The following is a 26,261-nucleotide window of genomic DNA, read 5'->3' as shown; positions in this document are numbered from 1 at the left end:
GTCGCTCATCAAACAATAACGAGATATTTTTCAGGTTTGTTTAGTCTTGGTTATCCTTATGCCAGTCCCCAATGGAAAGCCGTTGTGGTTAGGTGTTAGTGGGAGCGAAAGACCGTGAGGTAAAAAACTAGGTTTAAGATGTTTGTTATGGTTGCAACCTTTTCTCCTGAAGTATATTCGCGTCGTCTCGCTGAAGCCCAGCGGCTATGTGTTGAACGTAAAATTTCTGGCCTAATCGTCGGAACCGGGCCGCAGTTTGCTTACCTAACCGGCTCGTGGCTTAGCACTCATGAGCGTTTTACAGCTGTGGTTATCCCGGCAACTGGCAAGCCTAGCGTTGTTGCGCCTGCGGTTGATCGCGGAGATATCAACCGATCAGTGCTAGGTGAACTGGATGTATCGGTTATCGGCTGGGTTGATGGCGAGAATCCACACGCAATCGCTGTGAACGCATTGGCGTTGCCCACCGAAGAAAATAACCATGTAGGCATAGGCGCATCTATAACCGCAGACCATTTATTGCCGATTCAAACCTTGTTGGGTGCACAATCATCGACGATTCTAGCCACCGAGGTGTTGGCGGAGTTGTTTACCCGCAAAGACGATGCGGAAATAGCTGAACTTCGCCGCGCTGGCGCCGCAATAGATGTGGTCCATTCTCAAGTACCAGCATTGTTACAACCCGGAAAAACCGAACGTGAAGTCGCGCAGGAACTAGAAAGATTAATTTTGCGCGAGCACACCGCAGTTGACTTTGTCATCGTCGGCAGCATGGAAAACGGTGCAAACCCACATCATGACTTCTCCGATCGGAGCCTAGAAGCCGGTGACATGGTGGTAGTGGATATTGGTGGAACTTTCGGCCCCGGATATCACTCCGATTGCACACGTACCTACATAGTTGGTGGCGCTGATGCTGAAATCTCAGAAGAAATGGCAGCCATGTACAATGTGCTTTTCGACGCCCAACGGGCCGCAGTGGCAGCGGTTCGCCCTACTGTTACGGCTGCTGAAATCGACAAAGTCGCTCGCGATATTATTTCTGAGGCAGGCTACGGTGAGTTTTTCATTCATCGCACTGGTCATGGAATTGGGCTATCCACCCACGAAGAGCCGTTTATTATGGCTGGAAACGACCTAGTTTTAGAACCAGGTATGGCTTTTTCTGTCGAGCCAGGTATCTACCTTCCCGGGAAATTTGGTGCACGTATTGAGGATATTGTTGTTGTAACTGAATCCGGATGTCAACTGCTTAATAATCAACCTAGGCAGTTGCAATGACACACCTATCATCCAGCCACCAATACGCAAATACACCTGCGATTATTGTGCTAGGCGCAACCAGTGAGATCGGAACAAAACTTACGCTTCGAATTGCTTCCGGCCACCACGTGGTGTTGGCAAGTCGTCGGCCTGGTGATACGGAGGACAAGTTGCACTCGGCATTAATCGCAGCGGGGGCGTCTTCCGTCGAATCAGTGTTTTTCGATGCTACCGATCTTGGCCGCCATGAGAAAATCATTAAATCTGTGGCGGAAAGGTTTCATATTAACCACATAATCGTGTGTTTTGGTATCTTGGGCGATCAAAGCCGCGCGGAAACAGACTGGCAGCACACCAGTGAAATTGCAACTATTGATTACACCGCTCAGTTAGTGAGTTTGAGCGTTGCCGTTGACGTTCTTCTCAAGCAATCGGCTACCTCGCCGGTGTCCACCATAACTGCGTTTTCCTCCATTGCTGGGTGGCGGGCACGGAAGGCCAACTATGTCTATGGATCAACCAAAGCCGGGCTAGATGCATTTTGCCAAGGACTAGCCGATCGATTGCATGGTACTAGCACTCGAATAATCATTGCCCGGCCTGGATTTGTTATTGGCTCCATGACCACAGGCATGAAACCTGCACCAATGTCCGTAACCGCAGATCACGTTGCGGATGCGCTAGCAGAGATTCTTCTAAAAGACCCGCGAACCGGCGGTGGTGTCACCGTGTGGATTCCGGGTAGATTGCGGTTACTTGCGTGGATTATGAAGTTAGTGCCACGCCCAGTCTGGCGCCGTATGCCTCGTTAGATTACCGACTACACTAAGGTGACATGACCGAAGCAAAAGCCACACTTCCGCAAAGTATTCCTAGCGACGCTGGTGACGCACGTGCAATGGAAACAACGGTATCGGTTATTGGGTTGCCCGCAATTGGCATGAGCGAATTGGGCGCCGCTGCGACAAAAGCGCTATACGAGGCCGACGTGGTTTTGGGGTCATGGCGGCAATTGAATCTCCTTACAGACGATATTTCTGGCGATCGACGCCCCTGGCCATCACCCATGATTCCAGCTTTGCCCGATATCTTTGCTGAACTGCACGGGAAAAAGGTTGCTGTCCTTGCTAGCGGCGACCCAATGTTTCATGGGATTGGCTCGACGCTCAGACGAAAATTCCCGAATATGCGGATGACGGTGTACTCACATGTTTCTTCAGCTTCGCTTGCCTGCGCCCGACTGGGGTGGGCGGTTGATAAAACGCCGGTCTATTCCCTTGTTACCCAGGTAGTGGAATCGTTGGTGCTACCGATTGAATCGGGACGACCGTTTCTTATCTTGGGACGTGACGAAAAGACCCCCGCTGAAGTATGTCAATTGCTAGTCGATATGCACCAAGGTGATGCGCGGGTTGAAGTCTTAAGTGATCTAGGTTCTGTGGATGAAGCACACTGTATTGGATATGCTTTTCACCCACCCGCGGTTGTTAGCGCACTGAATGTGATCGCTGTTGTGCCGTCGAAAAGCGGAAATCCGCGAACTCCGGGTTTGCCTGATTCCATGTTTGAAAACGATGGTCAGTTGACGAAATCGCATATTCGGGCCTTAACAGTTTCTGCGCTTGCTCCTTCCGAGGGGGAAATCCTGTGGGATATCGGAGGTGGAGCGGGCAGTGTCGCTATTGAGTGTTTACGTGCTACGAACACCACTCGCGCTGTGTGTTTTGAAGTTGATGAAATTCGCCGGGGGCGGATTTTGAAGAATGCTCGCACGTTAGGTGTGGCACACCGCTTGGCGGTACAGGGGGAGGCACCACATAACTACACCTCCGTGCCGGATAATCCTGATGTCGTATTCATCGGCGGCGGAATTACTGCACCTGGAGTGTTCACTGGTGCATGGGATCGACTCAAACCCGGCGGTAGGCTTGTTGCGAATGCTGTCACTATCGAATCAGAACAAATGTTGTGGAAGTTGAAAAAACGACATGGCGGCTTACTAACTAGGTTTGATATCGCCAAAGAGCACTCCGTTGGCGGTTTCAGCACTTTTAAGCCTGCATTGCCCGTAACGCAGTGGGTCGTAACCAAAGCGGACTCTGATTATCTGGAAGAATTTAACGAATGACCGTGTACTTTATTGGCGCTGGCCCAGGTGCCCCGGATCTTTTAACGTTACGTGCGGATCGGCTGATTCGTAGCTGCGGAATGTGCCTATATGCTGGTTCTATAGTTCCGGAGGAGGTACTAGCCAATGTTCCGCCGCAAGCGGAACTGATAAATACCGCACGAATGCCGCTGGATTCGATAACCGAGACGATAAACCGGGCGCATCAGTCGGGAATAGATGTTGCTAGGCTACATTCAGGGGATCCTTCGATCTACTCGGCAGTAGCTGAACAAGCTCGTCGATTGACGGAATTAGGGATTGATTACGAGATCGTACCCGGCGTAGCCTCGTTCTCGGCTGCAGCGGCAGCACTTGGTCACGAGCTGACGGTTCCAACAGTGGGCCAAACGGTAATTCTCACGCGCGTTTCGGGACGGGCATCAGCAATGCCGCCGGGGGAGGATCTAAAAACGCTGGGGGCTAGCAAAGCAACGCTGTGTATTCATTTGGCAGCACACGATATTCTTCGTGTGGTATCAGAACTTGAACCGAATTACGGCGCGGATTGTCCGGTTGCAGTTGTTGCGTTCGCTTCCCGGCCAGATCAGGTGATTGTGCGAGGAACTCTGCGCGATATAGCTCAGAAAGTGCATCATCACGGAATTACCCGCACAGCGGTCATCCTCGTCGGTGAAGTGTTAGCTGCAGAGGGTTTTCCGGATTCCTTCTTGTATTCAGATGACCGGCCACGAGATGCTGAGGGAAGAACCATTCCATGCGCGCATTAATTTTGGGGGGAACTGCCGAGGGTAGGGAAGTAGCCAAACAATTGGTCGTACGCGGTTGGCATGTCACCAGCTCCTTGGCCGGACGGGTAGATAATCCGCGGTTACCTGTGGGAGAGGTACGTATTGGTGGCTTTGGTGGCCCTGCGGGACTCGCAACCTGGTTAATTGACAATGGGGTAGAAGTTGTTATTGACGCGACTCATCCGTTTGCCGAACGTATTTCAATTTCGGCTGCAGAGGCGGCTCGTGCGACAGGAATCCCATTATTAGCTTTGCACAGGCCAGAATGGAAACCGCAGGCGCGGGATAAGTGGATTCCAGTATCTTCCATGGCAGAGGCCGCACAGATTGCGGCGAGGGAATTTCATCATATTTTCTTAACCATCGGCCGACAACAGCTTACCCCTTTTGCAGCTGATCCGCATAACTTGTATGTCATTCGCACAGTTGAACCACCACATACACCGTTACCTGCACGACACCGGATAATCCAATCCCGAGGACCGTTTACGGTCGCGGACGAAAAGAAGCTGATGCGAGGAAATCAAATTGATTGTCTGGTCACTAAAAACTCGGGTGGGGCAATGACCGAAGCAAAACTTATTGCTGCACGCGAGTTGGGGATTCCCGTCATCATGGTGCAGCGCCCAGCATTGCCCACGGTTGCAACTATTGTCCACAGCCCCGAAGAAGTTATAGCGGCGCTGCACTGATACGTGACATTAGTGCAGTAACATCGCCGAAACCACACCAACACCCAATCAAAAATATCTACTGAAAGTGCCAGCGGTGTGTTTTTGATTGGGTGTTGGGGGATCTTGCGTGTTTAGACTTTGAAAAGATTAAAGATCGCCACACGGAGAGGACCTAGGAGAACACCAATAACACCAAATACACTCAGCGCAATCAGGATGCCTTGAACGGCAGGGCTTTGTCCATCAAACCATCGTTCCGCCTTAGAGCTTCCTTCGCTGACTTTGACCTTTGAAGCCCGGTCCTTCATATCGGAAGAGATCTTTGACTTTGAGGAGCTATCAGAGGAGTTCTTGGAATTAGAAGAATTGTTTGAAGAATTGCTGTTCGCGGTGAGATTGATGTCGGCGGATTGGGTAGTGTCGGAAGAGCTCTGCGAGCTAGCCTCTTCTGCAGCGGCGATGTTGTTGATACCCAAGCCACTTGCAAGTACTGCGGTCGTCGTCACCGTGGCAAGTGCGCGTTTAAAAGTCATGCGAGACAAAACAGAGGCCTTCCTCAATTAATTCGATGTGTCTTGTTATTAAACTGAGATTAATACATCTTAGTTTCATTAGTCATATCGGCGAGAGGTAAAAACTCGTTTCTCCCCCCGAGTGGTTTCATACACTCTGGTTGTAGAAGCCCCAATGATGACCATTGTTCGCATATCAACGATCGTTGGATCGAAATCCGCAAGGGTGGTTACGGTGATTTTTTGTTGCTCACTGCCGACTGCTCGGGCCACTATCACAGCAGTGGTGGGGGATTGATACTCCGCAACGATATCCCGCATCCGAGCGATCTGCCACCTGCGTTCTTTCGATGCAGGGTTATAAACAGCAAAAGCCATATCAGCTCCCGCAAGGGCACGGATTCGCTTTTCGACGATATCAAACGGTTTGAGTCGATCGGATAGCGAAATCATCCCAAAATCATGACCTAGTGGAGCACCAACACAAGAAGCAACGGCTTGTGCAGCCGTCATTCCTGGTATCACCCGAATGGGAATATCACGCCATAAGTCGTCGTCAGCCGTCTCTATTACCGCAGCAGCCATGGCGAAAACCCCGGGGTCACCTGAGGAAACTACGGCAACACGCCGTCCGGCTTTGGCCATATCTAAGGCCATTGCGGCACGCTCTGCTTCCACTTTGTTATCTGAGGGATGGCGGCGCTGCCCGGCGCGTTCCGGTACTCGATTGATATAGGTCGAGTAGCCGACAATGTCCGTAGCTCGTTTGAGTTCTGCTTGCACTTCTGGGGTGGTCCACCGTGGTGCGCCAGGCCCTAGCCCCAAAACGACGACTTCCCCTATGGCGGAGGTATGCCCCATAGAGATTGATGGAGCTTGTTGCTTATCCGATGGTATTACTGCGACTGCAAAATATGGGATTTCTGAAGGCTCGGCTTCCAAGAGTGGCATGTGGGTTTGGCCAGGCATGCCGACCCGGGTAACAACAAAGGCACGATCGGCAACACCTGCGGCGATCATTGCCTGTTTTACTTTGGAGAACGTCCGGCCAAGCTTCATCACTACTGCGCAGTCTGTGTCGCGAAGTTTTTCAGTCAGTGTTGCTTCGTTAAGGGTTCCGGGTATGACCGTGAGTGTTTCTTCATCTTCACATAGGGGCATACCTAAAACATCGGCTGCGGCGGTAATCGAGGGGATACCTGGAATGATCTCGGCAGGGAAGTCCTCGGCCAACATGCGATGTAAATGCTGGTATGAGCTGTAGAGCATCGGGTCGCCTAGCGCGAGTATGGCGACGGTCTTTCCTGATTCTAGGTGGGCGCCTAGCCGTTTGGCTGCGGCCGAGTAGAATTCGGCCATGGCTCCAGCGTAGCCTCCTGGGTGGTCAGTTATTCCGGTGGTTACTGGGTATTCGAGTAGTTCGATAATGTGGTCAGAACGGATATGAGCTTGAGCGATTTGGCGCGCAGTAGAATCGCCGCCTTTGCGTGCATGAAAAGCAACCACGTCGGCTTCTTCAATGGCAGAAACTGCTTTAAGTGTCAGTAGCTCTGGGTCACCGGGACCGACGCCAACTCCGATGAGTTTTCCAATGGGGCGGTTGTCTGTGGTTGCTGCGGGTGAAGAGGGTTCAGTTTTATGCATGGTGTGAACGGGAAACTAGCCTTCTGCTGCGTATGTGTTATTTGGTTTCGAGGATTTCTTGGCGTGTCGCCAGCGCATTGAGTGCGGCACAGGTGATCGCAGAACCGCCACGGCGTCCGTGAACGGTGAGGAACTCGGTTCCTAATGATTCTGCTGTGCTGGCTAATGCTAGTTTTGATTCGGCAGCGCCAATAAAGCCGACTGGAATACCGAGAATCGCGGCAGGTCGGGGTCGCGTTGGATCTTCATGTAGCCAATTCAATAGGTGAAATAGTGCTGTAGGAGCGTTACCTATTGCAACGATCGCGCCTTGTAATTGTGGTTCCCATAATTCGACTGCGGCTGCAGTGCGGGTGGTATTCATTTTCGCTGCTAGTTCTGGGGTACGGGGGTCTCGCAGAAAACACAATGCCTCATTATCACGAGGCAAGCGGGCACGGGTGATCCCTGAGTGCACCATGTGTACATCAGTCAGAATTGGTTTTCCTGCGTCGAAAGCTGCACGGGCAGCAGGAACCAACTGCGGTGAAAAATCAATGTCGCTAGCGAGGTCGGTTTGGCCTGCGGCATGTATCATCCGGACGGCAACTTGTGCTTGTTGGTCATCGAAGCGAGATAGGTCAGATTCAGCGCGGATCGTGGCGAACGAACGTCTGTAAATTTCGTCACCATTGGTGATGTAGGAGAACGGAAAATCGGATTCAAAGGTATTCATCGTAATGTGACCTCGTATTCACCGTCACCGGTGGCGACGTATTCTGTGTGCGATGATAATGGGTGACCACAACGACGTTCGCAGCCGGAAAAGTGGATAAGCCCGGCTGGAATTTTTTCGGACTGCGCTAGGTTAGCGGCATCTTGTTGGGTGTGTGACAGCGATTTTGCGCACCCCGGCAATCCGGTGCACGCTGTTATGCGCAGCCATGGCGAACGCTCGTCGAATATCAGACCCATTGGTGCGAGTACGCGAAGCACTGCGTCGGCGTCGTGTTCTGGTATGTCATGGATTACCAGCGACGCCCATGGCGTGATCGTGGTGGTTGCTCCGATAACCGATAAAATTTTCGCAACTTTTGCCGATGTAAACCCGAATCGCAAACCTGCCCCTAGTGATACAGTCCGGCTTTCGGGGTTGCCGGTTTCGATCCAACCGATAGGGCGGAACTGACGTTGAGGTGATTCCTGGATGTCAATAGAATCGTGCTTTTCGACGCCCGGCGCATCTGCGATAGCGGAAACGATTGATGCAATAATTGTAGGATTTTCACGCAACCGCCAGTGGTTGCCCCTTGATGTTTGCCATAATGCGGCGGCTTTCGTAAGAAGGGGTGCAACTTGGTTGTCATCTGTGATGATATAGGGTTGTAATTGGCCCGCCAATATTAATTGAAAGCCTTCTTCGCTGCGACGAACTCCGAAGTCTGGGCGCCTGCTCATCACATCACCGGAACCACCATCAATGCCAAATAGTGTGCGTCCGGAGAGTCCTGTGACGGTATCATTCGCCAAAAGCGCGTTATCAAGGGCGGTTACTAACGGCCACAAGTCGTGGTCCAATGGCGACGCTAAGATGTTGCGGATCTTGTCGTGGGGGCGGGACGGTAAAAATCCTGCGTCTTCGACCGCGGCGAGAAATTTCGCATCATCTGAGACACCCCGGAATTGTAAATTTCCTCGGGTGGTGATGTGGATTGTTCCGTCGCCGAGGTTGGTTGAGATTCGCGAGATGTCTTGCCATTGTTGCGCAAGAACTCTGCCGCCAGGGAACCGCACGCGGCCAATCGCTCCATCTTGTGCGTTATGGAGCCTGATAGCTCCTGGACACATGTCATTTCTGGAACGATCCGGCGATGTAATCAAAACACTGATGTCAGCGTTTTCATTAAGGGTGGTCATAAGATCACATCCTAATCGCTGTACCAGCAACTACCGAACTGGCTAAAAAGAGTGTGTCCGATGAGACTTTGGGAGACTAGAAGCTGTAGCTTCCAAGCCAAGTCCAAGCAGAAACACTCGTTCCCGTCCTGTGACGCAGCGGCGGGTAAAACATAATCGCATTAAACGCTTAACTTCCCCAGGGTATGAGTTAAGGTAAGTCTATTGCATTGTAAATGGTGAATCCGGTGCAATTCCGGGCGGTCGCGCCACTGTTACAGTCAGACCACTGCTTATGGTGCAGCTTCTAAAAAACTCAACACCAGGTGCGGATTTTCTGCATGCCAGTTACACACTTTTGTCTTGGCCCTTGCACTAAGGCGCGTCACTTTAGGCTTGGAAAGGAACCAACATACATGATAACTTTGCTGTCTACCTCAGACACTGATTTGCTTTCTGCCCAAAAAGCAGCAGAAATGGCCGATGTTCAGTACCAATACGCAAATCCAAATTTCCTTAATGAAGATTCACTCAACAAACTCATTTCAACAACGGACATTTTTGTCGTCCGCCTTCTTGGTGGAAAACGAGCATGGGAGTGGGGGATAGAAGCACTTTTAGCTTCTGGCACTCATGTTGTCGTGGTCTCCGGTGAATTGGCTGTCGATGCCGAACTCACCGAACTTTCTACACCGCCAGCTGGAGTTGTAACAACCGCACATACTTACCTAGCTGAGGGCGGCAGGGATAATCTGGTCAATCTCCATAATTTCCTATCCGACACCCTTCTTCTCACCGGCCTAGGTTTTGAAGAACCGGCCCACATGCCGATCTGGGGACATTTGCAGCGCGACGGTGTCGATCCAACATGGCAGGCAGATCCGGAGGCGCCCCGCATTGGTATAATTTACTATCGCGCTCAACATCTGGCAGGAAATACCCACTACATTCACGCTCTTGCTGATGCAATCTTTAAACGAGGTGCCACCGCCGTACCCATTTTCGCGGCGTCACTGCGGCAGGCCCCACCAGAGTTGCTTACTGAACTAGGCACTTGTGATGTTTTGATCACTACAGTTTTGGCCGCAGGGGGATCAAAACCAGCCACCGCTCAAGCTGGTGGTGATGACGAGGCATGGGATGTTGCTCAATTAGCGGCCCTGGATATCCCTATTATTCAAGGCCTCGCGCTAACCAATTCCCGTGCCGAATGGGAAGAATCAGATGAAGGCCTCAATCCAGTCGATGTAGCTTCACAGATCGCGGTTCCGGAATTTGATGGTCGCCTGATCACCGTGCCGTTTTCGTTCAAAGAATACGATGCCGACGGGCTTATCTGCTACGTCCCAGACCACGATCGATGCCGCCGACTAGCTGGTATTGCTTACCGCCACGCTAGACTGCGGCACATCCCGGCTTCCGACAAGAAAATCGTCCTTATGCTTTCGGCTTATCCGACGAAACACGCTCGGATCGGAAACGCAGTCGGCTTGGACACCCCATTGTCAACGTTACGGGTACTACGCGCGCTTCATGGCGCAGGTTACGATCTTGGTGATATCGATCAGATTCCAGGTTTCAGTCTTGCTGGCGAACTTGACGGCGATGCCCTAATGCACGCTGTCATCGCTGCAGGTGGGCATGACCCTGAATGGCTAACCGAAGAGGTGCTATCTTCCAATCCGCTGAAACTGTCTGCCGCTACTTACCAACAGTTTTTCCAATCCTTGCCTGAGGGGATGCAGGCTGAAATGGAGGAACACTGGGATAAGGCCCCAGGTACCCATTACGTCAATCCAAAAACCAATGAACTTTATATTGCGGGTTTGACCTTCGGAAACGTCGTTGTCATGGTGCAACCTCCGCGGGGCTTCGGCGAAAACCCGGTGGGCATTTATCATGACCCCGACCTGCCAGCAAACCACCATTACCTGGGTACATATTTTTGGATCAGGGAAGTATTTGGTGCTGACGCTATCGTTCACATGGGTAAACACGGAAATATGGAATGGTTGCCTGGAAAAAATGCTGGGCTTTCTTCGGAATGCTATCCGGATCAGGCGATCAATGAACTGCCACTGGTTTATCCTTTCCTTGTTAATGACCCAGGTGAGGGGACCCAGGCGAAACGACGCGCTCATGCCACGCTTGTTGACCATATGATTCCGCCAATGGCACGTGCCGAATCCTACGGCGACATCACCCGTCTTGAGCAGCTTCTTGACGAGCATGCAACAATCTCTGCGATGGATCCGGCTAAATTACCTGCCATTCGTCAAGAAATTTGGACGCTGCTTCAAGCCGCAAAAATGGACCGTGATCTTGGCTGGGCCGAACGGCCTGACGAAGATGCCTTTGATGACAAAATGATGGAAATCGACGGCTGGCTGTGCGAAATCAAAGACGTGGCTATCCGGGGTGGGCTTCACATCTTAGGCGAAACTGTCAGCGGTGATGTGCGGGTGGAGCTTGTTCTGGCGATGCTGCGGGCCCGACAGCTTTGGGGCGGTGAGACAGCAGTACCGGGCCTGCGGGAAACTCTAGGTCTTTCTGAGTCCGGCGATGAAACCCGAAACCGAGTTGATCAGATAGAAGGCATAGCACAACAGCTTCTAACCAGCTTGGAAAACCGTGACTGGGATCAAAACGCAGTGCTAGAAATTGTCGCGGCAGCTGATTACTTGCCAGCGGATGCAGATAGAGATGAGTTGACCACGCTTCTTACATTCGCTTGCAACGAAATCATCCCGCGGTTGGCGGAAACCAGTCGGGAAATTGACCAAATCCTGCGCGCATTGGACGGTCGTTTCATTGAGGCAGGTCCCTCCGGTTCCCCGATGCGCGGCTTGGTCAACGTGCTGCCAACTGGCAGAAATTTCTACTCGGTCGATCCAAAATCTCTGCCATCGCGTCTTGCGTGGGAAACGGGCCAGCTACTTGCTGAATCGCTGGTCACCCGGTACCGGGAGGAGCATGGTGACTATCCGAAGTCTGTGGGGCTGTCCGTGTGGGGAACCTCTGCCATGCGAACCTCAGGGGATGACATCGCAGAAGTTTTTGCTCTGCTTGGCGTACGACCCGTGTGGGATGAAGCTTCGCGACGAGTCATAGATCTTGAAATCATCTCGTTGGAAGAACTGGGACGACCTCGTATTGATACTACCGTCCGGATATCTGGATTTTTCCGAGACGCCTTCCCACATGTACTCGCATTGCTTGACGATGCTGTACAGCTTGTTGCCAATCTCGATGAACCTGATGAGCTTAACTATGTCGCAGCCCATGCACGCGTCGACAAGCACGAAAGCCCCAAGTCCCATGTGCGCCGCATATTCGGATCTAAGCCGGGTACCTATGGGGCTGGTTTATTGCAGTTGATCGAATCTGGGAATTGGCGAGACGACAAAGATCTTGCTGAGGTATATACCACGTGGGGTGGCTATGCCTACGGACGCAACCTTGATGGTGTTGAAGCGGCCGATGATATGCGCACCGCATATCGGCGAATCCAGGTGGCAGCGAAAAACGTAGACTCGAAAGAACATGACATCGCAGATTCTGACGACTATTTCCAATTCCATGGTGGAATGGTCGCCACCGTACGCGCCCTTACCGGTAAAGACCCCGAAGCTTATATTGGTGATTCCACCCGTCAGGAAACTGTTAAAACCCGAACGCTGCATGAAGAATCAAGGCGGGTATTCCGTGCGCGCGTGGTGAATCCGCGCTGGATCGAAGCCATGCGAAATCATGGCTATAAAGGCGCATTCGAAATGTCTGCCACAGTTGATTATCTCTTCGGCTATGACGCCACGACAGGGCTCATGGAAGATTGGATGTACGAAACCCTAACGGATACATACGTTAAAGACGAGGTTAACCGTCAGTTCTTTGAACAATCTAACCCATGGGCGTTGCGTGATATTTCAGAGCGACTGTTGGAAGCTGCCGATCGAAATCTTTGGGAAAACCCATCCGCAGAGGCGCTAGAAACTTTGCGTTCTACGTTCCTTGAAATGGAAGGGAATGTGGAGGGCCGCTCGGAGAATTAAAAAGTATTTACGCCTTGAGCGATCATCCGTCCCAGCGATAATGTCTTTTTACTGCTGGGACGGTATCGTTAAGGCATGCCGTTAATCTTTGCTATCCCATATTTTTTTATTGAAGCACTGAGTTTTTATGCTGTGGCTTCATGGTTAGGCGTCGGGAAAGCTCTTGTCGGTCTCTTTGTGGTGTTTTTCATCGGCATTATCGTTGCCGCGTGGGAAATGCGGCGGATCTCTGCCCAATTGAACAAGACGTCAACAAATTCGGCTAAGATTGCAGGAAATTTCGGACTTGTTGCGGCGGGAGCGGTGTTGTTAGCATTGCCTGGTTTCGCGTCAAGCGTTGTGGGTTTGCTATTTATTTTTCCTCCAACACGTGCGGTTGTACGCACAGTATTGGCACGCAAAATGCGTCATAGCATTGAGAACCTAGGCATCCGTAGTTTTGAGATGACAAACACCTATCGCCAACGCACTTCTTACGGCAGTTTTGGCACAGGTAGTAACCAATCGAATCCGATTGTTATAGATGAACAGGAAATTCGGGATTGGACAAAAGACGTTAAGCCGGAAGATTTTTCCAAATAGCCAGCAATATCAGTGCTGATGGAAGTGTCGTAATTAATGTTGAGTATCCGCGCGCGTAATATGCATGCACTTATACGAATATGCCTAGCATTGCTATCCGGTGTCTTGGTCTACGCCTCCTACCAGCCACAAGGTTTCAGTGTGGCTGGCGTAGTCGGAGTCGCTGTCTTATATGCTGGATTTTCACCGATTAAAGGGCAATACGTTTCGTTGCGGTTAGGCGCAGCCATAGCAGCTAGCCATTGTTTCGTACTGTATATGTTGCTATTGCCGTGGATCGGTGAGTTTGTCGGAAACTTCCCATACATATCGTTGGCAGTTTTTCTCTCCCTTTACGGCATTATCCTTGGGGTCGGTGCGGCAGCATTACAGCGAGTGCCTTACCCCTGGTTGTGGTTTGCATTTTTATACCTGGCGGTGGAGTGGCTGCGTTCACATTTTCCCTTTGGTGGATTCGCCTGGGTGCGTTTGGCTTGGGGGCAAGTGGGCAGTCCTTTAGCTAATTTGGCAAGTATCGGTGGGCCAGCATTGGTAACGTTCGTCACTGTCGTTTTAGCCACCGGGTCGTACACGATTGCTTTTCGACGTCACATGACCATCATTGTGGTTTGTTTTCTTATTATCGCTGCCGGAACAGCTTGGACTACTGTAACAATGGGGTCGTCGAAAAGCATCGGCGAGGTGTCTGTAGCGGCGATTCAGGGTAACGTACCGCGGTTAGGGTTGGAATTTAACGCCCAACGGCGCGCTGTCTTGGCCAACCATGTAGCAGAGACCTCAAAACTAAAAGAACGTGAACCGGTTGATTTAGTTATATGGCCCGAGAACTCCTCAGATGTGAATCCGTTTTCAGATGTAGAGGCAAAGGAATTGATAAGCCAAGCGGTAGCTGCCGCTAGCGCCCCAGTTTTGGTAGGAACCATTACCCATGACGAAGTAGGGCCCCGCAATACTATGGTTGTATTTGACCCGGAAACCGGACCAGGGGAGTTTCACCACAAAAAGTTTCTCCAGCCATTTGGGGAATACATGCCGATGCGAAAGTTCTTCCGTTTATTTTCGGAAAAAGTTGACTTAGCAGGAAATTTCCAACCAGGAAATGGCACAGGAATTGTGCGAATGCGAGCCGCAACATCTGGAACGGCAGTCACAGTCGGGATTGCCACGTGCTACGAGGTGGCCTTCGACGCGGCCGCACGCGATGCAGTTAGAGCTGATGCACAAATCCTGACTACCCCCACAAACAATGCAACCTTTAACTTCTCTGATATGACGTACCAGCAGCTTGCTATGAGCCGTATGCGCGCGATCGAAGTTGATAGGGCAGTGGTAGTTGCAGCGACTTCGGGGGTATCCGCCATTGTTCAACCTGACGGCACGGTTACCCAGCATACCGGGATCTTTGAAGCTAAAACTTTGATTGAAACGTTGCCGTTGCGTAACAGTTCAACGATTGCAGTGCGATACGGTTCTACAATTGAATACACGTTGGTTATCATTGGGTGGTTGGCAATGATCTTTGCACTGTGGCGGTTTAATAACACATCTGCCGCACCGGCTTCGGCGACGAAGCCAAACCGGAAATCACCTTCTCAATCCACATCGTCTACTGCGAAGAAGAAAAACCGCTAGGAGTTTATCGCCTTATGAAAACACTGGTCATCATCCCAACATATAACGAACTGGAAAACCTCCCATTGATAACCGGTCGGGTTCGGTCAGCAGCCCCTAAGGTCGATATTCTCATCGTCGATGATAATAGTCCCGATGGAACGGGTAAGGCTGCCGATGAGTTAGCGAAAAATGACGCAAACATTCATGTTTTACACCGAGAAGGCAAAGGTGGTCTTTGCGGTGCCTATGTAGCAGGGTTCCGGTGGGGCTTGGACCGGGACTATGATGTCTTGTGCGAAATGGATGCTGATGGTTCCCATGCTCCTGAACAGCTTCACTTACTACTTGACGAAATCGGACGGGGAGCCGACCTAGTTATCGGTTCGCGTTACGTTCCTGGCGGGAAAGTTGTCAATTGGCCAAAGAATCGCTGGATTTTGTCCAAGGGGGGAAATATTTATATTTCACTCGCATTGGGCGCCGGACTATCTGATATGACAGCAGGCTACCGCGCATTTCGACGCGAAGTTTTAGAAGCCATTGATTTAGATGAGCTCTCCAATGCTGGCTACATATTCCAAGTCGACATGGCGTTTCGTGTAGTAAAGGCCGGTTTTGATGTGCGGGAAGTACCAATCACCTTCACAGAACGTGAAATCGGTGAATCGAAGCTCGACGGATCATTTGTTAAGGATTCATTGCTTGAGGTAACCAAATGGGGTATTAAGCATAGAAGTATGCAGATCAAGGATCTAAAAACCGAATTTGGCGGCATGGCAAAACATGCAATCAAAAAATGGCGTAAGAAGCACTACCTATGATCCTAAAACAACCTAGCAGAATTCTTCTCAACCGAGCTAGGAAAAACATCAACGATTAAGGGAGCTAAGGAATTCCATTCAGAACCCTTAGCTCCCTTAACCGTTCATGGCGTATTTTTGCAGCTGATTTACTTTTTTTCAGAGGCAGCAGCTGCGGCTGCCGCCTCTTCTTCCTGTTGCTGCTTCAGAAGTCGGGCTGCGTTACGACGCCGTTTGCGCAATTGTTCAATACGTTCTTCCAAAAGGATATCTAGCTCTTCAATGCTGCGACGTTCCCGCAACATATCCCAGTGAGTCCGGGGTGGCTTCGCCGGTTTGGTTTCAATGCCTTCGCCTTCCACCAGGATACCGATCTGACCGTTTTTACATAGCCATTCACCAGGAATCTCAGCATCTTCAGCGAATGGAACCTCATAGATTTCACCCGTTTCAGTCCGATATCGCACCATCTGTCGCGGTGCGAGATCGTGGTCGCGGTCGGTTTCGTAGCTAACGGCACCCATGCGGGAACCCCGGAGAACGCGATCTGCCATGTGCTGACCATTCCTTTCATTGCTTAAGTTGCCGAAAGTTGTTGCACAGATACGCTATTTTCACGTTAGCGCAAGCCCACAACTCCCATAAAGACATTGATTATAACGCATAATCGATGACTTTGGTTCCCGAGCGGATTAGGAATGGGTATATCAACCGCTAACCAATGAGTATTTTTGGGGTAATGCCCACCATAAAAGGGGGAATCAAACCGTTGAAAGATTGTATCCGACTTAAGTGAAACTTGGGTCTGGCCGAAAAAAGACTAAACTAGTGGCAATGACAGTTAAACGCCAACCCACATGTCAGTGGTGTGGTTCGGAGCTCGGCGATGTTGGACGGGGGCGGCCACGAAAGTTTTGTAGCCAGTCGTGTCGCCAACGGGCCTATGAACAACGAAATGCGGTTCACGGCACCGGCATTCCCGCATCTGCTGTCATAATCCAGCCCGAAAAGGTGGATCGCCTCCAAGATTCATTGTTTGAATTACGGTGTGCAGCTGAAGATATTAGGACAGCGCTCACCGACGGGGCGTCCGCGGACGAGTTAGCTCCACTATGCGATGAACTGGTGGAACTAGCACGTAGTATTGAAAAGCTCAGAATAAGGTGAGTGTGCTTCAAATGGACAGAAAACGTAAACCATTAATTATCGGCACCGTAGCCGCAGTGATTTTATTAGCTACTTTTGCAGTTGCGACCGTATTGATTCCGGTTTTCCAAGGTCCCGGCGTCAAAACTGGTGAGCTTGATCCGCGTAACGCCACAGCAGCAACGACTGAAATTGATGGTGCCTGGAAAGTGGTTTATGGCGATGCTCCCAATATCTCTTCAGTGGGTTTCACGTTTAAAGAATTGCTGCCATCAGATGCGCGAACCACGTCAGGCTCAACTCGGGGCATTCGCGGAAACGCAACTATATCCGATGCCACATTAACTTCGGGTCGCATTGAAGTCGATATGACATCGTTGAGCACAGACACGGAGCGACGGGACATCAATGTGCGTCAAAAGATTTTTGAAACTGATTCCTATCCATCAGCAAACTTTGAAGTCACGGAAAACGTTGATTTGTCGAACATACCGGATGACGCCACGGTTGCTGAGGTCACAGTCACTGGCGATCTGACGATCAAAGGCAAAACAAATACTGTAACCTCGCAATACAAAGTATTGCGTGATGGTAATAAACTCACGCTAAGCACGACGATCCCGATCAATCGTCTTGATTTTGGCGTTGAAACTCCGGAATTTGTTGCAGCGAAAATTGCCGAAGATGGCGAGTTAAATATTCTGATCACCATGATGAAGGACTAACACTCATGCTTGCTGAACGAATGCTTCCTTTTTTATGGATTCGGCTTGTTATCGTACTGGGATTTACTGTTTTTGCGTTTTATCAATCAATCACCATTTTGGCGGTTGTCGGAATCGGATTGGCACTACTGACAGGATTTCAAATCTTCTCGGCGTACCGTAATCGACTTTCCGAAGAGCAGGATCAAAACTAAAGCTGGCGACTTTTTATTAGCGAAACAATTCGCAATTAGACCGCACCATTTTAGTCACAGTGACGTAAATATCCCGACCGGAGGATGGAGGATTTGGGCGGGCTAGGAAGGTCAATTATGTAACAAATCACTCGGTTAAAGATTTTAGCCAAGAACATATTTCAAATCGCCTACCCAGAGACAGACTCAAAGCGCCATGCTTAACTTTTCGACACACCCGCAAGTCGAATGATCCATCCGGCCGGTAGCCGCACAATCGGGTGAACGGAGGCACGATTTACGTTTCCACACATCGCACAGCGCCACAGAATCACGCGCAAGTGAAACATCATGGTTGCGACTCAAACACCTATGGCATTGAAATGCACATTCAGCCAACCAACGAACCGACCATAAGTGATATACGAAAACCTTAAACAGCCATAGGTCGGAAAAGAATCTCAACCGATAACACAAAAATCCCCGCTAGAAAATCTCCGATAATGTACATTATGTCAAGTAAGATTTATCGAGTTAGTTCCCCAAGCCACCTACTTAAGACTCCAACTTCTCGATCATAACGCTCGTGTACATCCCCCGCCGACCAATCATTGCGGAGCTGAAAAAGAAACTCCCGATCCAATTGCTCCGGATCGATAGCCGTCAACGTAATAGATTCGATTGCACTGCTAAGAAAATCCGCAATGTCTTCTTGTTTCATTGGCTGATTACGGTAATACCATTTCGCTGCGTTCCAAAAATAAACCAAGCCTGACTCATTGAGCTCGATAACCGCAACAGAAAGCCTGTCCCAATCAATGTCAGGTGCCATACTGAGATCGACATTCGCGATGTAATCATAGTCCGCAACATCTTCAGGCCGCGTTATTGCTACATACTCTCGACAAAGTTTAAGAAATTGACTATTTACAGGCGGTAATACGGGCTTTTTCATTGCATCCTAACTACAATTATCGCCGTTGCCGGGTCGTTATCGTTAACTGTACCGCATCAATCATTTCCAGTCGGAACAAGGCTTCCCGCAATGCCAGTTGGAACACCCATAACCGTCGAAAAGTTACGTCGAAGCCATCAGCAGCAGCTTCCCGCATATTCCCTTCGAACAGCTCGCGCTGCATCTGCAACCCATGATTATAATGCTTTCCAAAACACTTCTGGGCGACAATCCGTAGATTGCTATTGGCGTCGAAAAGCCGGTGCAAGTCCTCCGGCGAGGACATGGTCAATCCAGGCCACACGTATGCTCGAAGGACGTCAAGCGCACGCTCACTTGCCTCAGTATAGTTAAGTGTTTTAACCACCGTCTGCATCGAAACGAAGCCATACGGCACAAGCATCCTATCTAACGCCGACACATAATGACGTTGTGTTTCCAATGGCATCGTTTCGAGCTTTTCGACGCTGGTAATCGCGTCATACATCCGAGATAACCGCCGTAGCTCCGGAAAAACCCCATCGGTGACATTGATATGGATGTCCAAATTAACTTTCGCCTTTTGAAAAACCTCCTGCAGCCAGTTCGCATGATCCACGTCAGCCGTGTAGACATCAGCTACTGCCGCGTTATGTGCCGCGATAATTGGCACTAGCGGACCCGAACTCGGAAAATCAGCAACGTGTGTACCCGCCGAAACCCGAGCCGATTCTAATAGCTGTGCGGCAGCCCGTAACTGCGCGTCGGAAAAGTCAACGCGTTCCACAAGTGTTGGCTCCTCAAGCTCGGTTACATCCACAAAATGGCTAGCCGGTTCCCTGCCCTTCCCGGCACCTGGCACGTAACTTTTATATTGGTTTCGTTGTGTGGTTGGTACGCCTGAAGAAAAAATCGGACCGTGATAACTCATCCCGTTCCCGCTAAACAGCTGGATCAAATCTTGAGGCAATTCCAGACCGCTATACTGCCCCGCCAGCTCACGAATATGGGTGCGAGAGGTTCGCGGACAATAGCCAGCCTCCAGCAGTTTAGCCAGCACTTCAACCAATTGCCCGCTTTCCCACTCTCCTGCCATGTAACCTTCAGCAAGACCCAACCAACCAGATTTCGCTATCCGTTTAAAAAGCTCCTCCCGAAGGATTCGGAGATCAGGTTCATCTCCAGCCAAACGAATATCAGCTTTTTCACAAACAACCGCAAACTCCGCTTCTGCACGCCGAGCTTTTGCTGCGTTCAGCATTCCACCCGGAACCGTAGCTACCCCCGGCCACTGCTGTGGGTCAACACTGCTGAGGTAATCAGGTATGTGCGGCGCAAGTGACGACACAAACACTCCTTATTTTCTCTCGTCAAACTCTGGTTTTTGCCAACTCACAGTGTATGGTCGCATTCACACTGGCTTCAGACGCCACACCGAGCTACCCCCATAGATTCGACATGGTTAAGTTTTTAATCGAAGGAAATAGCTGAATACTCCCACATTTTAAGTTTTAGCTCAGCTGATTCCCACATACTTTATGCGGTTCATCCGGCCGGTTTTTTGGTTTCGTACATTGCAAGACTATGTGTTACCACCAGTTTGGCGCTACCATGTTAAAAATCACACTCTTGATAGGGTGGTAGCTATCGTTTAGTTCTTGAGCGACGGTACTCAAGCAGTAGGAGAAAACACATTCATGTCTGAAACCCCATTCCGCCCTGAAGGCGGTCGGCACCACGTGGTTGTTATTGGATCAGGTTTCGGTGGGCTGTTCGCTGTCCACAACCTAAAAGATGCAGATGTTGATATTACATTGATCGACCGTACCAACCACCACTTGTTCCAACCCTTGCTTTACCAAGTGGCCACCGGCATTCTTGCCTCCGGAGAAATCGCCCCGTCCACCCGTCAAATCTTGAGCCAACAGGATAATGTCGAGGTTATGAAGGCCGAGGTAGTCGATATCGACACCAAAGGCCGGACGGTCTCTATTCAATTGGGCCACTTAACCAAACTTATTTCCTACGATTCATTAATCGTGGCCGCCGGTGCCGGACAGTCATATTTCGGCAATGACCACTTTGCTAAATATGCGCCTGGCATGAAGACCATCGATGACGCTCTGGAGCTACGGGCCCGGATTCTAGGCGCTTTTGAACGAGCAGAACTTTGCGATGATCCAATTGAACGTGAACGACTCTTAACATTCGTTATTGTGGGCGCAGGCCCAACTGGTGTTGAACTTGCTGGACAGGTGGCAGAAATGGCGCACCGTACCCTCGCCGGATCATTCCGCCGATGTAATCCAGCTAACGCTAAGATTATTCTGCTTGATGGGGCACCCCAGGTATTGCCGCCCTTCGGAAAGCGATTGGGCCGCAACGCACAACGCTCCCTCGAAAAAATTGGTGTCACGGTCAAACTCAATTCCATCGTGACCGATGTGACTGAAAATTCTGTTTCCTACAAATCCACCGTGGATGATTCGGAACACACCATCGAGTCATTCTGCAAGATTTGGTCCGCTGGTGTCGCTGCTTCCCCGCTTGGCAAGCTCATTGCAGACCAGACTGGTGTGGAACTTGATCGGGCTGGTCGAGTTCACGTAAATCCTGATCTTAGTGTAGGTGATGACAAAAACTTGTTTGTCATTGGCGACATGATGAACTACCAAAATCTTCCAGGAGTTGCACAGGTCGCAATCCAAGGTGGTGAGTATGTTGCAGAGCAGATCGCTGCTGAAGCTGCTGGCCGCTCTGCAGACGAGCGTGAACCCTTTGAGTACTACGACAAGGGATCCATGGCGACGATTTCCCGCTTTAACGCTGTAGTGAAGATGGGAAATGTGGAGATCACCGGCTTTATCGGATGGTTATTATGGCTAGTAGTTCATGTCATGTTCTTGGTAGGTTTCCGCAACCGATTCACGGCACTCGTTTCATGGGGCATCAACGCAATTTCTCGGAAACGGTGGCACTTGGCGGTTACTCGCCAACAACTACATGCACGCACAGCGATTGAGAAGCTGTCGGATCGGATTACTCATGATGAAGAAAAACCAATCGAGTTACTCGACACTGAGCGTTTTAGCGGTGGCAAGTCCACTAAGTAGTAGGCTGTAGTCGCTGCCGTGTGTTTTCTCCTTGGATTTAAAAAACCTAGGTGATTGCACACGGCTTTGCCTATATCTATATCTACTTCCGGCTCCATGGCGTTATATTTTTCCGCTGTTCACACGTGCTTTGTCCGCTGCGAGGGGCATCAATCTACACTTAGGTAGATGAAAAATTGGCAACATGTGCACTTCTTGTCCCCGCAATTGACTAAGCCAATTATTTTCGGAAAAATGCCACCAAAAAATCTGATTCATCGGCAAACGGGGCGAGTTCCCATGACGAAAACTTATGTTCTAACGTCAATCCAACATCAGTTGCAAGGTCGAGAAAATCCCCAAAATCCCAGCCGCGCCCAGCACCGTATCCGATAATGGCTCGACCACCGGGCTTAAGTGCGCGGAATATATGGTTTAGGGCGTCCCTTCTGCCCTCAGCTGGGAGAAAACCCATGACGTTTCCAGCACTGAACACAATGTCAGCGTCAGAAACTGGTAATGGATCTTTACACAGGTCGCCGACATGAAAGTCGAGATCAGGATTCTCAGCCCGCGCTATATCGATCAAAATTGGGTCAAGATCGGTCCCGATCACGTGGTGCCCTTGTTTACCCAAATAGCCGGTTAATCGGCCCTGACCACATCCTGCGTCGACGATGACTGATCCGCGCGCAGCGATCGCATCAATGAGACGCGCTTCTCCGTAGATGTCATCACCATTTTCCTCGAAGCGTCGCCAACGATTTGCGTAATTGATAGAGTGTGCAGGATTGGCAGCGATGAGTTCGTTCCACGTAGGCATGTCCTTTAGTCTAAACCAGATACTCAGAACTAGAAATTGCGTATTTTACTATGACAGTTAGCAACACAGACCGCTTGGAAAATCAGCCACAGCCGCCCAAAGAGCAGGCTTCAGGTTTCGTGGATCATTGTCGCTTGTATATTGATGGAGTGCGGATTCCAGGTGAGATTAAGGTTGACTCCGCTTTGGGCCTATTGCACAGCAGATTGGGTGAACTTCAAGCACGCCATGAGTCTGATTCATCGCGGGGTTTTGTTTGGTTAAGCCTAAATGAGCCCTCCGTGCAACAAATGCATGACGCTGCACAAGCTTTTGGTGTGCACCCCTTGATCATCGAAGATGCGGTTGTTGCACGACAACGCCCAAAAGTTGAACAATATGATGACCAGTTGTTTCTGGTGGCACGAAGTGTGCGTTACTTAGATTTTGATCGCCGTCAAAATTCAGTTCAGCAATCCCGGCAGGTGATCGAAACTGGTGAAGTGCAAATGGTTGTTGGGAAAAACTTCATCATAACCATCCGGCACGGCACTACCCTACCTGATATTTCGGACCGGTTAGCACTACGTGCAGGGCAATCCACCTTGGTTAATCAAGCTGGACCGATGTCAGTTGCGTGGGCGATAACCGACTGGATCGTAGACGATTACATCAAAATTGCTGCGGAATTATCCGATGATGTTGATGCACTTGAAGAAGAAGTATTCACACCAAACTCGCGCTTTAATGTGGAGCAGATTTACCTACTAAAGCGAGAAATCCTGGAGATGCGGCACGCCATTGATCCGCTGGATCCAGCGTTACGTTTGATTCTTTCCAATGATTCCCAGCTACTGAACAAGCACATCCGACGGTACTTTCGCGATGTTCTCGACCATGAGATCATCGCAAAGGACACCATCCGGGGGTTTGACGAGAGGCTTACCGATTTGATTAGTGCTGCCGTTGCGAAAGTTACCCTACAACAAAATGAGGATATGCGCGCAATATCAGCATTTGTCGGAATGGCAGCGGTTCCGACGTTAATTGCCGGGATTTATGGGATGAATTTTCAACACATGCCAGAACTTCAAACCCAGTATGGGTATTTTATTGTTCTGGGTATCATGGTCCTTATCGTCGCTGGCATGTGGTGGTTTTTCAAAAAATGGAACTGGTTATAGCCCTAGCAGCTTTTCGACGCCGCAATCTTCCAGGACACTACTTGAAACATCGAAAAGCTGGCGGAAGAACTCACGCAATATTATCGGTCTTGTGGCGGCTCAATAACCATTGTCCGCAAGGCAGACTTGGCGCACAAGTGATCCCGATGAAACATTTCAATCTCAATCAATTGGGTACGACGTCCACCGTGGATGACTCGAGCCTCCGCTGAGATCACACCTGCAGCAACTGAAGCGATGAAATTAGTGTCATTGTTTACTCCGACTACCAGCTTGCCTTTTGCGGCTACAACTCCCATTACTGAACCGACTGATTCCGCAATTGCGCAAAATACGCCGCCATTAACGATTCCAGAAACTTGGAGGTGTTCTTGTGTCACATGCATCTCTGCGGCTACAAGATCCTTGTTTACTTCTGTGAATCGCATGCCTAGCCGGGAACTAAAGCCACCATTGAGTTCGTTTAATTGTGCCAATTCCCGCATATGCAACCCGTTCTCGCCCATCCCCGCCAGGAGCTCGAATAATGGTCTTGTTGTATCGGGAATTTCAGTATGAGAAGCCATAAGCCCCACACTACTGCTCTTGAACAAACAAACCAACAGACGATCATCTTCTTGATTAAGCATTCAACATTCAACCCCTGTTTCTAGCTGGCTTTTCGTGGCAGAAATACCACCCTCCGAGTGGGGTGAGTAGACTAGGAAAACATGACTGAACAAGGTAACCTGGCACAGATCGGCGTCGTTGGTCTTGCCGTAATGGGATCAAACCTCGCGCGAAACTTCGCTCGTAATGGACACACAGTTGCGGTATATAACCGTAGTTTTGAAAAAACCGAAGACCTAATAAAGCACCACGGTAACGAAGGCAACTTCGTTCCTGCACAAACCATTGACGAATTCGTCGCAAGCCTGGAGAAACCCCGCCGCGCGATAATTATGGTTCAAGCTGGAGCGGCAACCGACGCTGTCATTTCGCAACTTGCCGATGCCATGGAGGAGGGAGACATCATCATTGATGGCGGTAATGCCCTCTACACTGATACCATCCGTCGCGAGAAAGAAATCTCTGCTCGCGGGCTAAACTTCGTTGGTGCTGGGATTTCTGGTGGCGAAGAAGGCGCGCTTAACGGACCGTCGATTATGCCAGGTGGCCCAGCGGAGTCATGGAAAGCTTTAGGGCCGCTTTTGGAATCTATCGCTGCAGTTGTTGACGATGTTCCTTGCGTAACCCATATTGGCCCCGATGGGGCTGGACATTTCGTCAAAATGGTTCACAATGGCATTGAATACGCAGACATGCAGGTCATCGGAGAAGCTTATCAACTGCTGCGATACGGCGCAGGCATGACACCTGCGGAAATCTCGGAAGTATTCCGCACATGGAACGCCGGTGACCTAGACTCCTATCTCATTGGGATTACGGCCGAAGTTCTTGCTCAAGTTGACGCAGAAACTGGAACACCGCTTATTGATGTGATTGTTGATTCTGCGGGTCAAAAGGGTACCGGTCGTTGGACTGTTAAGTCTGCTCTAGATCTAGGTATTCCCGTTACCGGCATCGGCGAGGCAGTCTTTGCCCGCGCACTATCTGGCGCCACCGCTCAACGCACCGCAACCATTGATAACCTACCATCAGGTAAACTACAGACCCTTGAGGAGCTCGGGATCTCTCGTGAAACTTTCATAGAGGATGTACGCCAAGCTTTGTACGCTTCTAAGCTTGTTGCATACGCCCAGGGTTTCGACGAGATAAACGCAGGGTCTGAGGAATACAACTGGAATATTGATCCACGTGATCTGGCGACCATTTGGCGTGGTGGCTGTATCATTCGTGCTAAGTTCCTCAACCGGATTCGGGAAGCTTACGACGCCAACCCAGATCTGCCAACGCTTCTGCTCGATCCATACTTCAAGAATGAACTCGCTGACCTAATCGATTCCTGGCGCCGTATCGTCGTTATTGCAACACATATTGGCCAGCCTATTCCAGTATTCGCTTCATCCTTGTCATACTATGACAGCCTGCGGGTTCCTCGGCTTCCGGCCGCTTTGATTCAGGGACAGCGCGACTACTTTGGTGCTCACACTTATCAACGCGTCGATAAGGAGGGCACCTTCCACACCCTCTGGTCCGGGGATCGCACCGAAATCGAAATATAAAATAATCGCTTGTTACCCACTTCCCTTTTCTGAGAGGAAAACCGGGTGTATTGACAGTGCACGGGATCGCTACTATCGACAGTTGTACCCGCGCACTGTCTTTTT

At 50.3% G+C, this 26,261-nt stretch carries 24 protein-coding genes; 15 read left to right on the top strand and 9 right to left on the bottom strand.

The genetic code is table 11. From position 1 onward, the window contains the following. The first annotated feature begins 147 nt into the window (after positions 1-147). From CMUST_RS07810 to CMUST_RS07790, 5 genes are read left to right on the top strand one after another with little or no spacing between them, the layout of a single operon-like run. Positions 148-1,281 (top strand): M24 family metallopeptidase, encoded by a 1,134-nt coding sequence (locus CMUST_RS07810; RefSeq protein ID WP_236690090.1) that lies wholly within the window; start codon positions 148-150, stop codon positions 1,279-1,281. Continuing rightward, positions 1,278-2,075 carry an SDR family NAD(P)-dependent oxidoreductase gene (locus CMUST_RS07805; RefSeq protein WP_047262045.1) on the top strand — a complete coding sequence of 266 codons (798 nt, stop codon included), beginning with the start codon at positions 1,278-1,280 and terminating at the stop codon, positions 2,073-2,075. The genes CMUST_RS07810 and CMUST_RS07805 overlap by 4 nt, the downstream gene beginning before the upstream one ends. Positions 2,076-2,098: 23 nt before the next feature. Next, a complete protein-coding gene (locus CMUST_RS07800) occupies positions 2,099-3,391 on the top strand; it encodes a bifunctional cobalt-precorrin-7 (C(5))-methyltransferase/cobalt-precorrin-6B (C(15))-methyltransferase (protein ID WP_047262044.1) in 1,293 nt (430 codons plus the stop codon). Next, positions 3,388-4,161 carry a precorrin-4 C(11)-methyltransferase gene (cobM, locus tag CMUST_RS07795; RefSeq protein ID WP_047262043.1) on the top strand — a complete coding sequence of 258 codons (774 nt, stop codon included), beginning with the start codon at positions 3,388-3,390 and terminating at the stop codon, positions 4,159-4,161. The genes CMUST_RS07800 and cobM overlap by 4 nt, the downstream gene beginning before the upstream one ends. Further along, positions 4,149-4,874 (top strand): cobalt-precorrin-6A reductase, encoded by a 726-nt coding sequence (locus CMUST_RS07790; protein ID WP_047262042.1) that lies wholly within the window; start codon positions 4,149-4,151, stop codon positions 4,872-4,874. The genes cobM and CMUST_RS07790 overlap by 13 nt, the downstream gene beginning before the upstream one ends. Before the next feature lie 113 nt (positions 4,875-4,987). On the opposite strand, the gene CMUST_RS07785 is transcribed toward CMUST_RS07790, so the two are convergent. From CMUST_RS07785 to CMUST_RS07770, 4 genes are all read right to left on the bottom strand, one after another. After that, positions 4,988-5,398, bottom strand: a complete 411-nt coding sequence (locus CMUST_RS07785; RefSeq protein ID WP_158408211.1) for a hypothetical protein — start codon at positions 5,396-5,398, stop codon at positions 4,988-4,990. 69 nt (positions 5,399-5,467) lie between these two features. Next, a complete protein-coding gene (gene cobJ, locus CMUST_RS07780) occupies positions 5,468-7,012 on the bottom strand; it encodes a precorrin-3B C(17)-methyltransferase (protein WP_047262040.1) in 1,545 nt (514 codons plus the stop codon). A gap of 37 nt (positions 7,013-7,049) precedes the next feature. Beyond that, complete coding sequence (locus tag CMUST_RS07775) at positions 7,050-7,727, bottom strand: precorrin-8X methylmutase (RefSeq protein WP_047262039.1); 678 nt, start codon at positions 7,725-7,727, stop codon at positions 7,050-7,052. Further along, the gene (locus CMUST_RS07770) at positions 7,724-8,908 is read right to left on the bottom strand and encodes a precorrin-3B synthase (protein WP_047262038.1); all 1,185 of its coding nucleotides are present in this window, start codon (positions 8,906-8,908) and stop codon (positions 7,724-7,726) included. Before CMUST_RS07770 ends, CMUST_RS07775 begins: the two co-directional genes overlap by 4 nt. 395 nt (positions 8,909-9,303) lie before the next feature. Between CMUST_RS07770 and cobN the strand changes: the two genes are divergently transcribed. The 4 genes from cobN to CMUST_RS07750 all read left to right on the top strand — a co-directional run bounded on the left by cobN (position 9,304) and on the right by CMUST_RS07750 (position 15,956). Continuing rightward, positions 9,304-12,939 carry a cobaltochelatase subunit CobN gene (gene cobN, locus CMUST_RS07765; RefSeq protein ID WP_047262037.1) on the top strand — a complete coding sequence of 1,212 codons (3,636 nt, stop codon included), beginning with the start codon at positions 9,304-9,306 and terminating at the stop codon, positions 12,937-12,939. A 75-nt stretch (positions 12,940-13,014) separates the two neighbouring features. Then, positions 13,015-13,521, top strand: a complete 507-nt coding sequence (locus CMUST_RS07760) for an FxsA family protein (protein ID WP_047262036.1) — start codon at positions 13,015-13,017, stop codon at positions 13,519-13,521. A gap of 36 nt (positions 13,522-13,557) precedes the next feature. Beyond that, positions 13,558-15,153, top strand: a complete 1,596-nt coding sequence (lnt, locus tag CMUST_RS07755; protein WP_052844589.1) for an apolipoprotein N-acyltransferase — start codon at positions 13,558-13,560, stop codon at positions 15,151-15,153. A gap of 14 nt (positions 15,154-15,167) precedes the next feature. Further along, positions 15,168-15,956: a polyprenol monophosphomannose synthase gene (locus CMUST_RS07750; RefSeq protein WP_047262035.1), complete on the top strand. Its 789-nt coding sequence runs from the start codon at positions 15,168-15,170 to the stop codon at positions 15,954-15,956. 128 nt (positions 15,957-16,084) lie between these two features. Here CMUST_RS07750 and CMUST_RS07745 read toward each other — a convergent pair whose 3' ends face one another. Further along, positions 16,085-16,489: an RNA polymerase-binding protein RbpA gene (locus CMUST_RS07745; RefSeq protein WP_047262034.1), complete on the bottom strand. Its 405-nt coding sequence runs from the start codon at positions 16,487-16,489 to the stop codon at positions 16,085-16,087. 280 nt (positions 16,490-16,769) lie between these two features. Between CMUST_RS07745 and CMUST_RS07740 the strand changes: the two genes are divergently transcribed. Genes CMUST_RS07740 through CMUST_RS07730 form a run of 3 tightly spaced genes read left to right on the top strand, consistent with a single transcriptional unit; the run spans position 16,770 to position 18,000 of the window. After that, the gene (locus CMUST_RS07740; protein ID WP_047263478.1) at positions 16,770-17,102 is read left to right on the top strand and encodes a hypothetical protein; all 333 of its coding nucleotides are present in this window, start codon (positions 16,770-16,772) and stop codon (positions 17,100-17,102) included. Positions 17,103-17,113: 11 nt separating this feature from the next. Next, entirely contained in the window at positions 17,114-17,806 is a 693-nt protein-coding gene (locus CMUST_RS07735; RefSeq protein WP_047262033.1) for a YceI family protein, read from the top strand. Positions 17,807-17,811: 5 nt separating this feature from the next. After that, positions 17,812-18,000 (top strand): hypothetical protein, encoded by a 189-nt coding sequence (locus tag CMUST_RS07730; protein ID WP_047262032.1) that lies wholly within the window; start codon positions 17,812-17,814, stop codon positions 17,998-18,000. Between the two features lie 505 nt (positions 18,001-18,505). Here the strand turns inward: CMUST_RS07730 and CMUST_RS07725 are convergent. Both CMUST_RS07725 and CMUST_RS07720 read right to left on the bottom strand, forming a co-directional pair. After that, positions 18,506-18,811 (bottom strand): hypothetical protein, encoded by a 306-nt coding sequence (locus CMUST_RS07725; RefSeq protein ID WP_144414151.1) that lies wholly within the window; start codon positions 18,809-18,811, stop codon positions 18,506-18,508. A gap of 139 nt (positions 18,812-18,950) precedes the next feature. Continuing rightward, the gene (locus tag CMUST_RS07720; protein ID WP_083987717.1) at positions 18,951-20,174 is read right to left on the bottom strand and encodes a class I SAM-dependent methyltransferase; all 1,224 of its coding nucleotides are present in this window, start codon (positions 20,172-20,174) and stop codon (positions 18,951-18,953) included. Positions 20,175-20,610: 436 nt separating this feature from the next. On the opposite strand from CMUST_RS07720, the gene CMUST_RS07715 reads away from it, so the two are divergent. Then, complete coding sequence (locus tag CMUST_RS07715) at positions 20,611-22,026, top strand: NAD(P)/FAD-dependent oxidoreductase (protein ID WP_047262029.1); 1,416 nt, start codon at positions 20,611-20,613, stop codon at positions 22,024-22,026. Positions 22,027-22,246: 220 nt separating this feature from the next. Here CMUST_RS07715 and CMUST_RS07710 read toward each other — a convergent pair whose 3' ends face one another. Continuing rightward, positions 22,247-22,828, bottom strand: a complete 582-nt coding sequence (locus CMUST_RS07710) for a class I SAM-dependent methyltransferase (protein WP_047262028.1) — start codon at positions 22,826-22,828, stop codon at positions 22,247-22,249. 50 nt (positions 22,829-22,878) lie between these two features. Between CMUST_RS07710 and CMUST_RS07705 the strand changes: the two genes are divergently transcribed. Next, the gene (locus tag CMUST_RS07705) at positions 22,879-23,991 is read left to right on the top strand and encodes a magnesium and cobalt transport protein CorA (RefSeq protein WP_052844588.1); all 1,113 of its coding nucleotides are present in this window, start codon (positions 22,879-22,881) and stop codon (positions 23,989-23,991) included. Between the two features lie 80 nt (positions 23,992-24,071). On the opposite strand, the gene CMUST_RS07700 is transcribed toward CMUST_RS07705, so the two are convergent. Beyond that, entirely contained in the window at positions 24,072-24,557 is a 486-nt protein-coding gene (locus tag CMUST_RS07700) for a PaaI family thioesterase (protein ID WP_236690183.1), read from the bottom strand. A gap of 144 nt (positions 24,558-24,701) precedes the next feature. Between CMUST_RS07700 and gndA the strand changes: the two genes are divergently transcribed. Next, positions 24,702-26,156, top strand: a complete 1,455-nt coding sequence (gene gndA / locus CMUST_RS07695; protein WP_047262027.1) for an NADP-dependent phosphogluconate dehydrogenase — start codon at positions 24,702-24,704, stop codon at positions 26,154-26,156. Positions 26,157-26,261: the final 105 nt, after the last annotated feature.

This window comes from Corynebacterium mustelae (assembly GCF_001020985.1).
In the GTDB taxonomy this organism is placed as follows: domain Bacteria; phylum Actinomycetota; class Actinomycetes; order Mycobacteriales; family Mycobacteriaceae; genus Corynebacterium; species Corynebacterium mustelae.
The sequence above is the reverse complement of the archived record's forward strand: the minus strand, read 5'-3'. Positions and strand labels throughout refer to the sequence as shown.

What these genes read in the sequence shown, in the direction of transcription:
- CMUST_RS07810 (WP_236690090.1), top strand. Translation starts at nt 148, where the DNA reads ATGGTTGCAACCTTTTCTCCTGAAGTATATTCGCGTCGTCTCGCTGAA.
- CMUST_RS07805 (WP_047262045.1), top strand. Translation starts at nt 1,278, where the DNA reads ATGACACACCTATCATCCAGCCACCAATACGCAAATACACCTGCGATT.
- CMUST_RS07800 (WP_047262044.1), top strand. Translation starts at nt 2,099, where the DNA reads ATGACCGAAGCAAAAGCCACACTTCCGCAAAGTATTCCTAGCGACGCT.
- cobM (WP_047262043.1), top strand. Translation starts at nt 3,388, where the DNA reads ATGACCGTGTACTTTATTGGCGCTGGCCCAGGTGCCCCGGATCTTTTA.
- CMUST_RS07790 (WP_047262042.1), top strand. Translation starts at nt 4,149, where the DNA reads ATGCGCGCATTAATTTTGGGGGGAACTGCCGAGGGTAGGGAAGTAGCC.
- cobJ (WP_047262040.1), bottom strand. Translation starts at nt 7,012, where the DNA reads ATGCATAAAACTGAACCCTCTTCACCCGCAGCAACCACAGACAACCGC.
- CMUST_RS07775 (WP_047262039.1), bottom strand. Translation starts at nt 7,727, where the DNA reads ATGAATACCTTTGAATCCGATTTTCCGTTCTCCTACATCACCAATGGT.
- CMUST_RS07770 (WP_047262038.1), bottom strand. Translation starts at nt 8,908, where the DNA reads ATGACCACCCTTAATGAAAACGCTGACATCAGTGTTTTGATTACATCG.
- cobN (WP_047262037.1), top strand. Translation starts at nt 9,304, where the DNA reads ATGATAACTTTGCTGTCTACCTCAGACACTGATTTGCTTTCTGCCCAA.
- CMUST_RS07760 (WP_047262036.1), top strand. Translation starts at nt 13,015, where the DNA reads ATGCCGTTAATCTTTGCTATCCCATATTTTTTTATTGAAGCACTGAGT.
- lnt (WP_052844589.1), top strand. Translation starts at nt 13,558, where the DNA reads ATGTTGAGTATCCGCGCGCGTAATATGCATGCACTTATACGAATATGC.
- CMUST_RS07750 (WP_047262035.1), top strand. Translation starts at nt 15,168, where the DNA reads ATGAAAACACTGGTCATCATCCCAACATATAACGAACTGGAAAACCTC.
- CMUST_RS07745 (WP_047262034.1), bottom strand. Translation starts at nt 16,489, where the DNA reads ATGGCAGATCGCGTTCTCCGGGGTTCCCGCATGGGTGCCGTTAGCTAC.
- CMUST_RS07740 (WP_047263478.1), top strand. Translation starts at nt 16,770, where the DNA reads ATGACAGTTAAACGCCAACCCACATGTCAGTGGTGTGGTTCGGAGCTC.
- CMUST_RS07735 (WP_047262033.1), top strand. Translation starts at nt 17,114, where the DNA reads ATGGACAGAAAACGTAAACCATTAATTATCGGCACCGTAGCCGCAGTG.
- CMUST_RS07730 (WP_047262032.1), top strand. Translation starts at nt 17,812, where the DNA reads ATGCTTGCTGAACGAATGCTTCCTTTTTTATGGATTCGGCTTGTTATC.
- CMUST_RS07725 (WP_144414151.1), bottom strand. Translation starts at nt 18,811, where the DNA reads ATGGCACCTGACATTGATTGGGACAGGCTTTCTGTTGCGGTTATCGAG.
- CMUST_RS07720 (WP_083987717.1), bottom strand. Translation starts at nt 20,174, where the DNA reads ATGCTGAACGCAGCAAAAGCTCGGCGTGCAGAAGCGGAGTTTGCGGTT.
- CMUST_RS07715 (WP_047262029.1), top strand. Translation starts at nt 20,611, where the DNA reads ATGTCTGAAACCCCATTCCGCCCTGAAGGCGGTCGGCACCACGTGGTT.
- CMUST_RS07710 (WP_047262028.1), bottom strand. Translation starts at nt 22,828, where the DNA reads ATGCCTACGTGGAACGAACTCATCGCTGCCAATCCTGCACACTCTATC.
- CMUST_RS07705 (WP_052844588.1), top strand. Translation starts at nt 22,879, where the DNA reads ATGACAGTTAGCAACACAGACCGCTTGGAAAATCAGCCACAGCCGCCC.
- CMUST_RS07700 (WP_236690183.1), bottom strand. Translation starts at nt 24,557, where the DNA reads ATGGCTTCTCATACTGAAATTCCCGATACAACAAGACCATTATTCGAG.
- gndA (WP_047262027.1), top strand. Translation starts at nt 24,702, where the DNA reads ATGACTGAACAAGGTAACCTGGCACAGATCGGCGTCGTTGGTCTTGCC.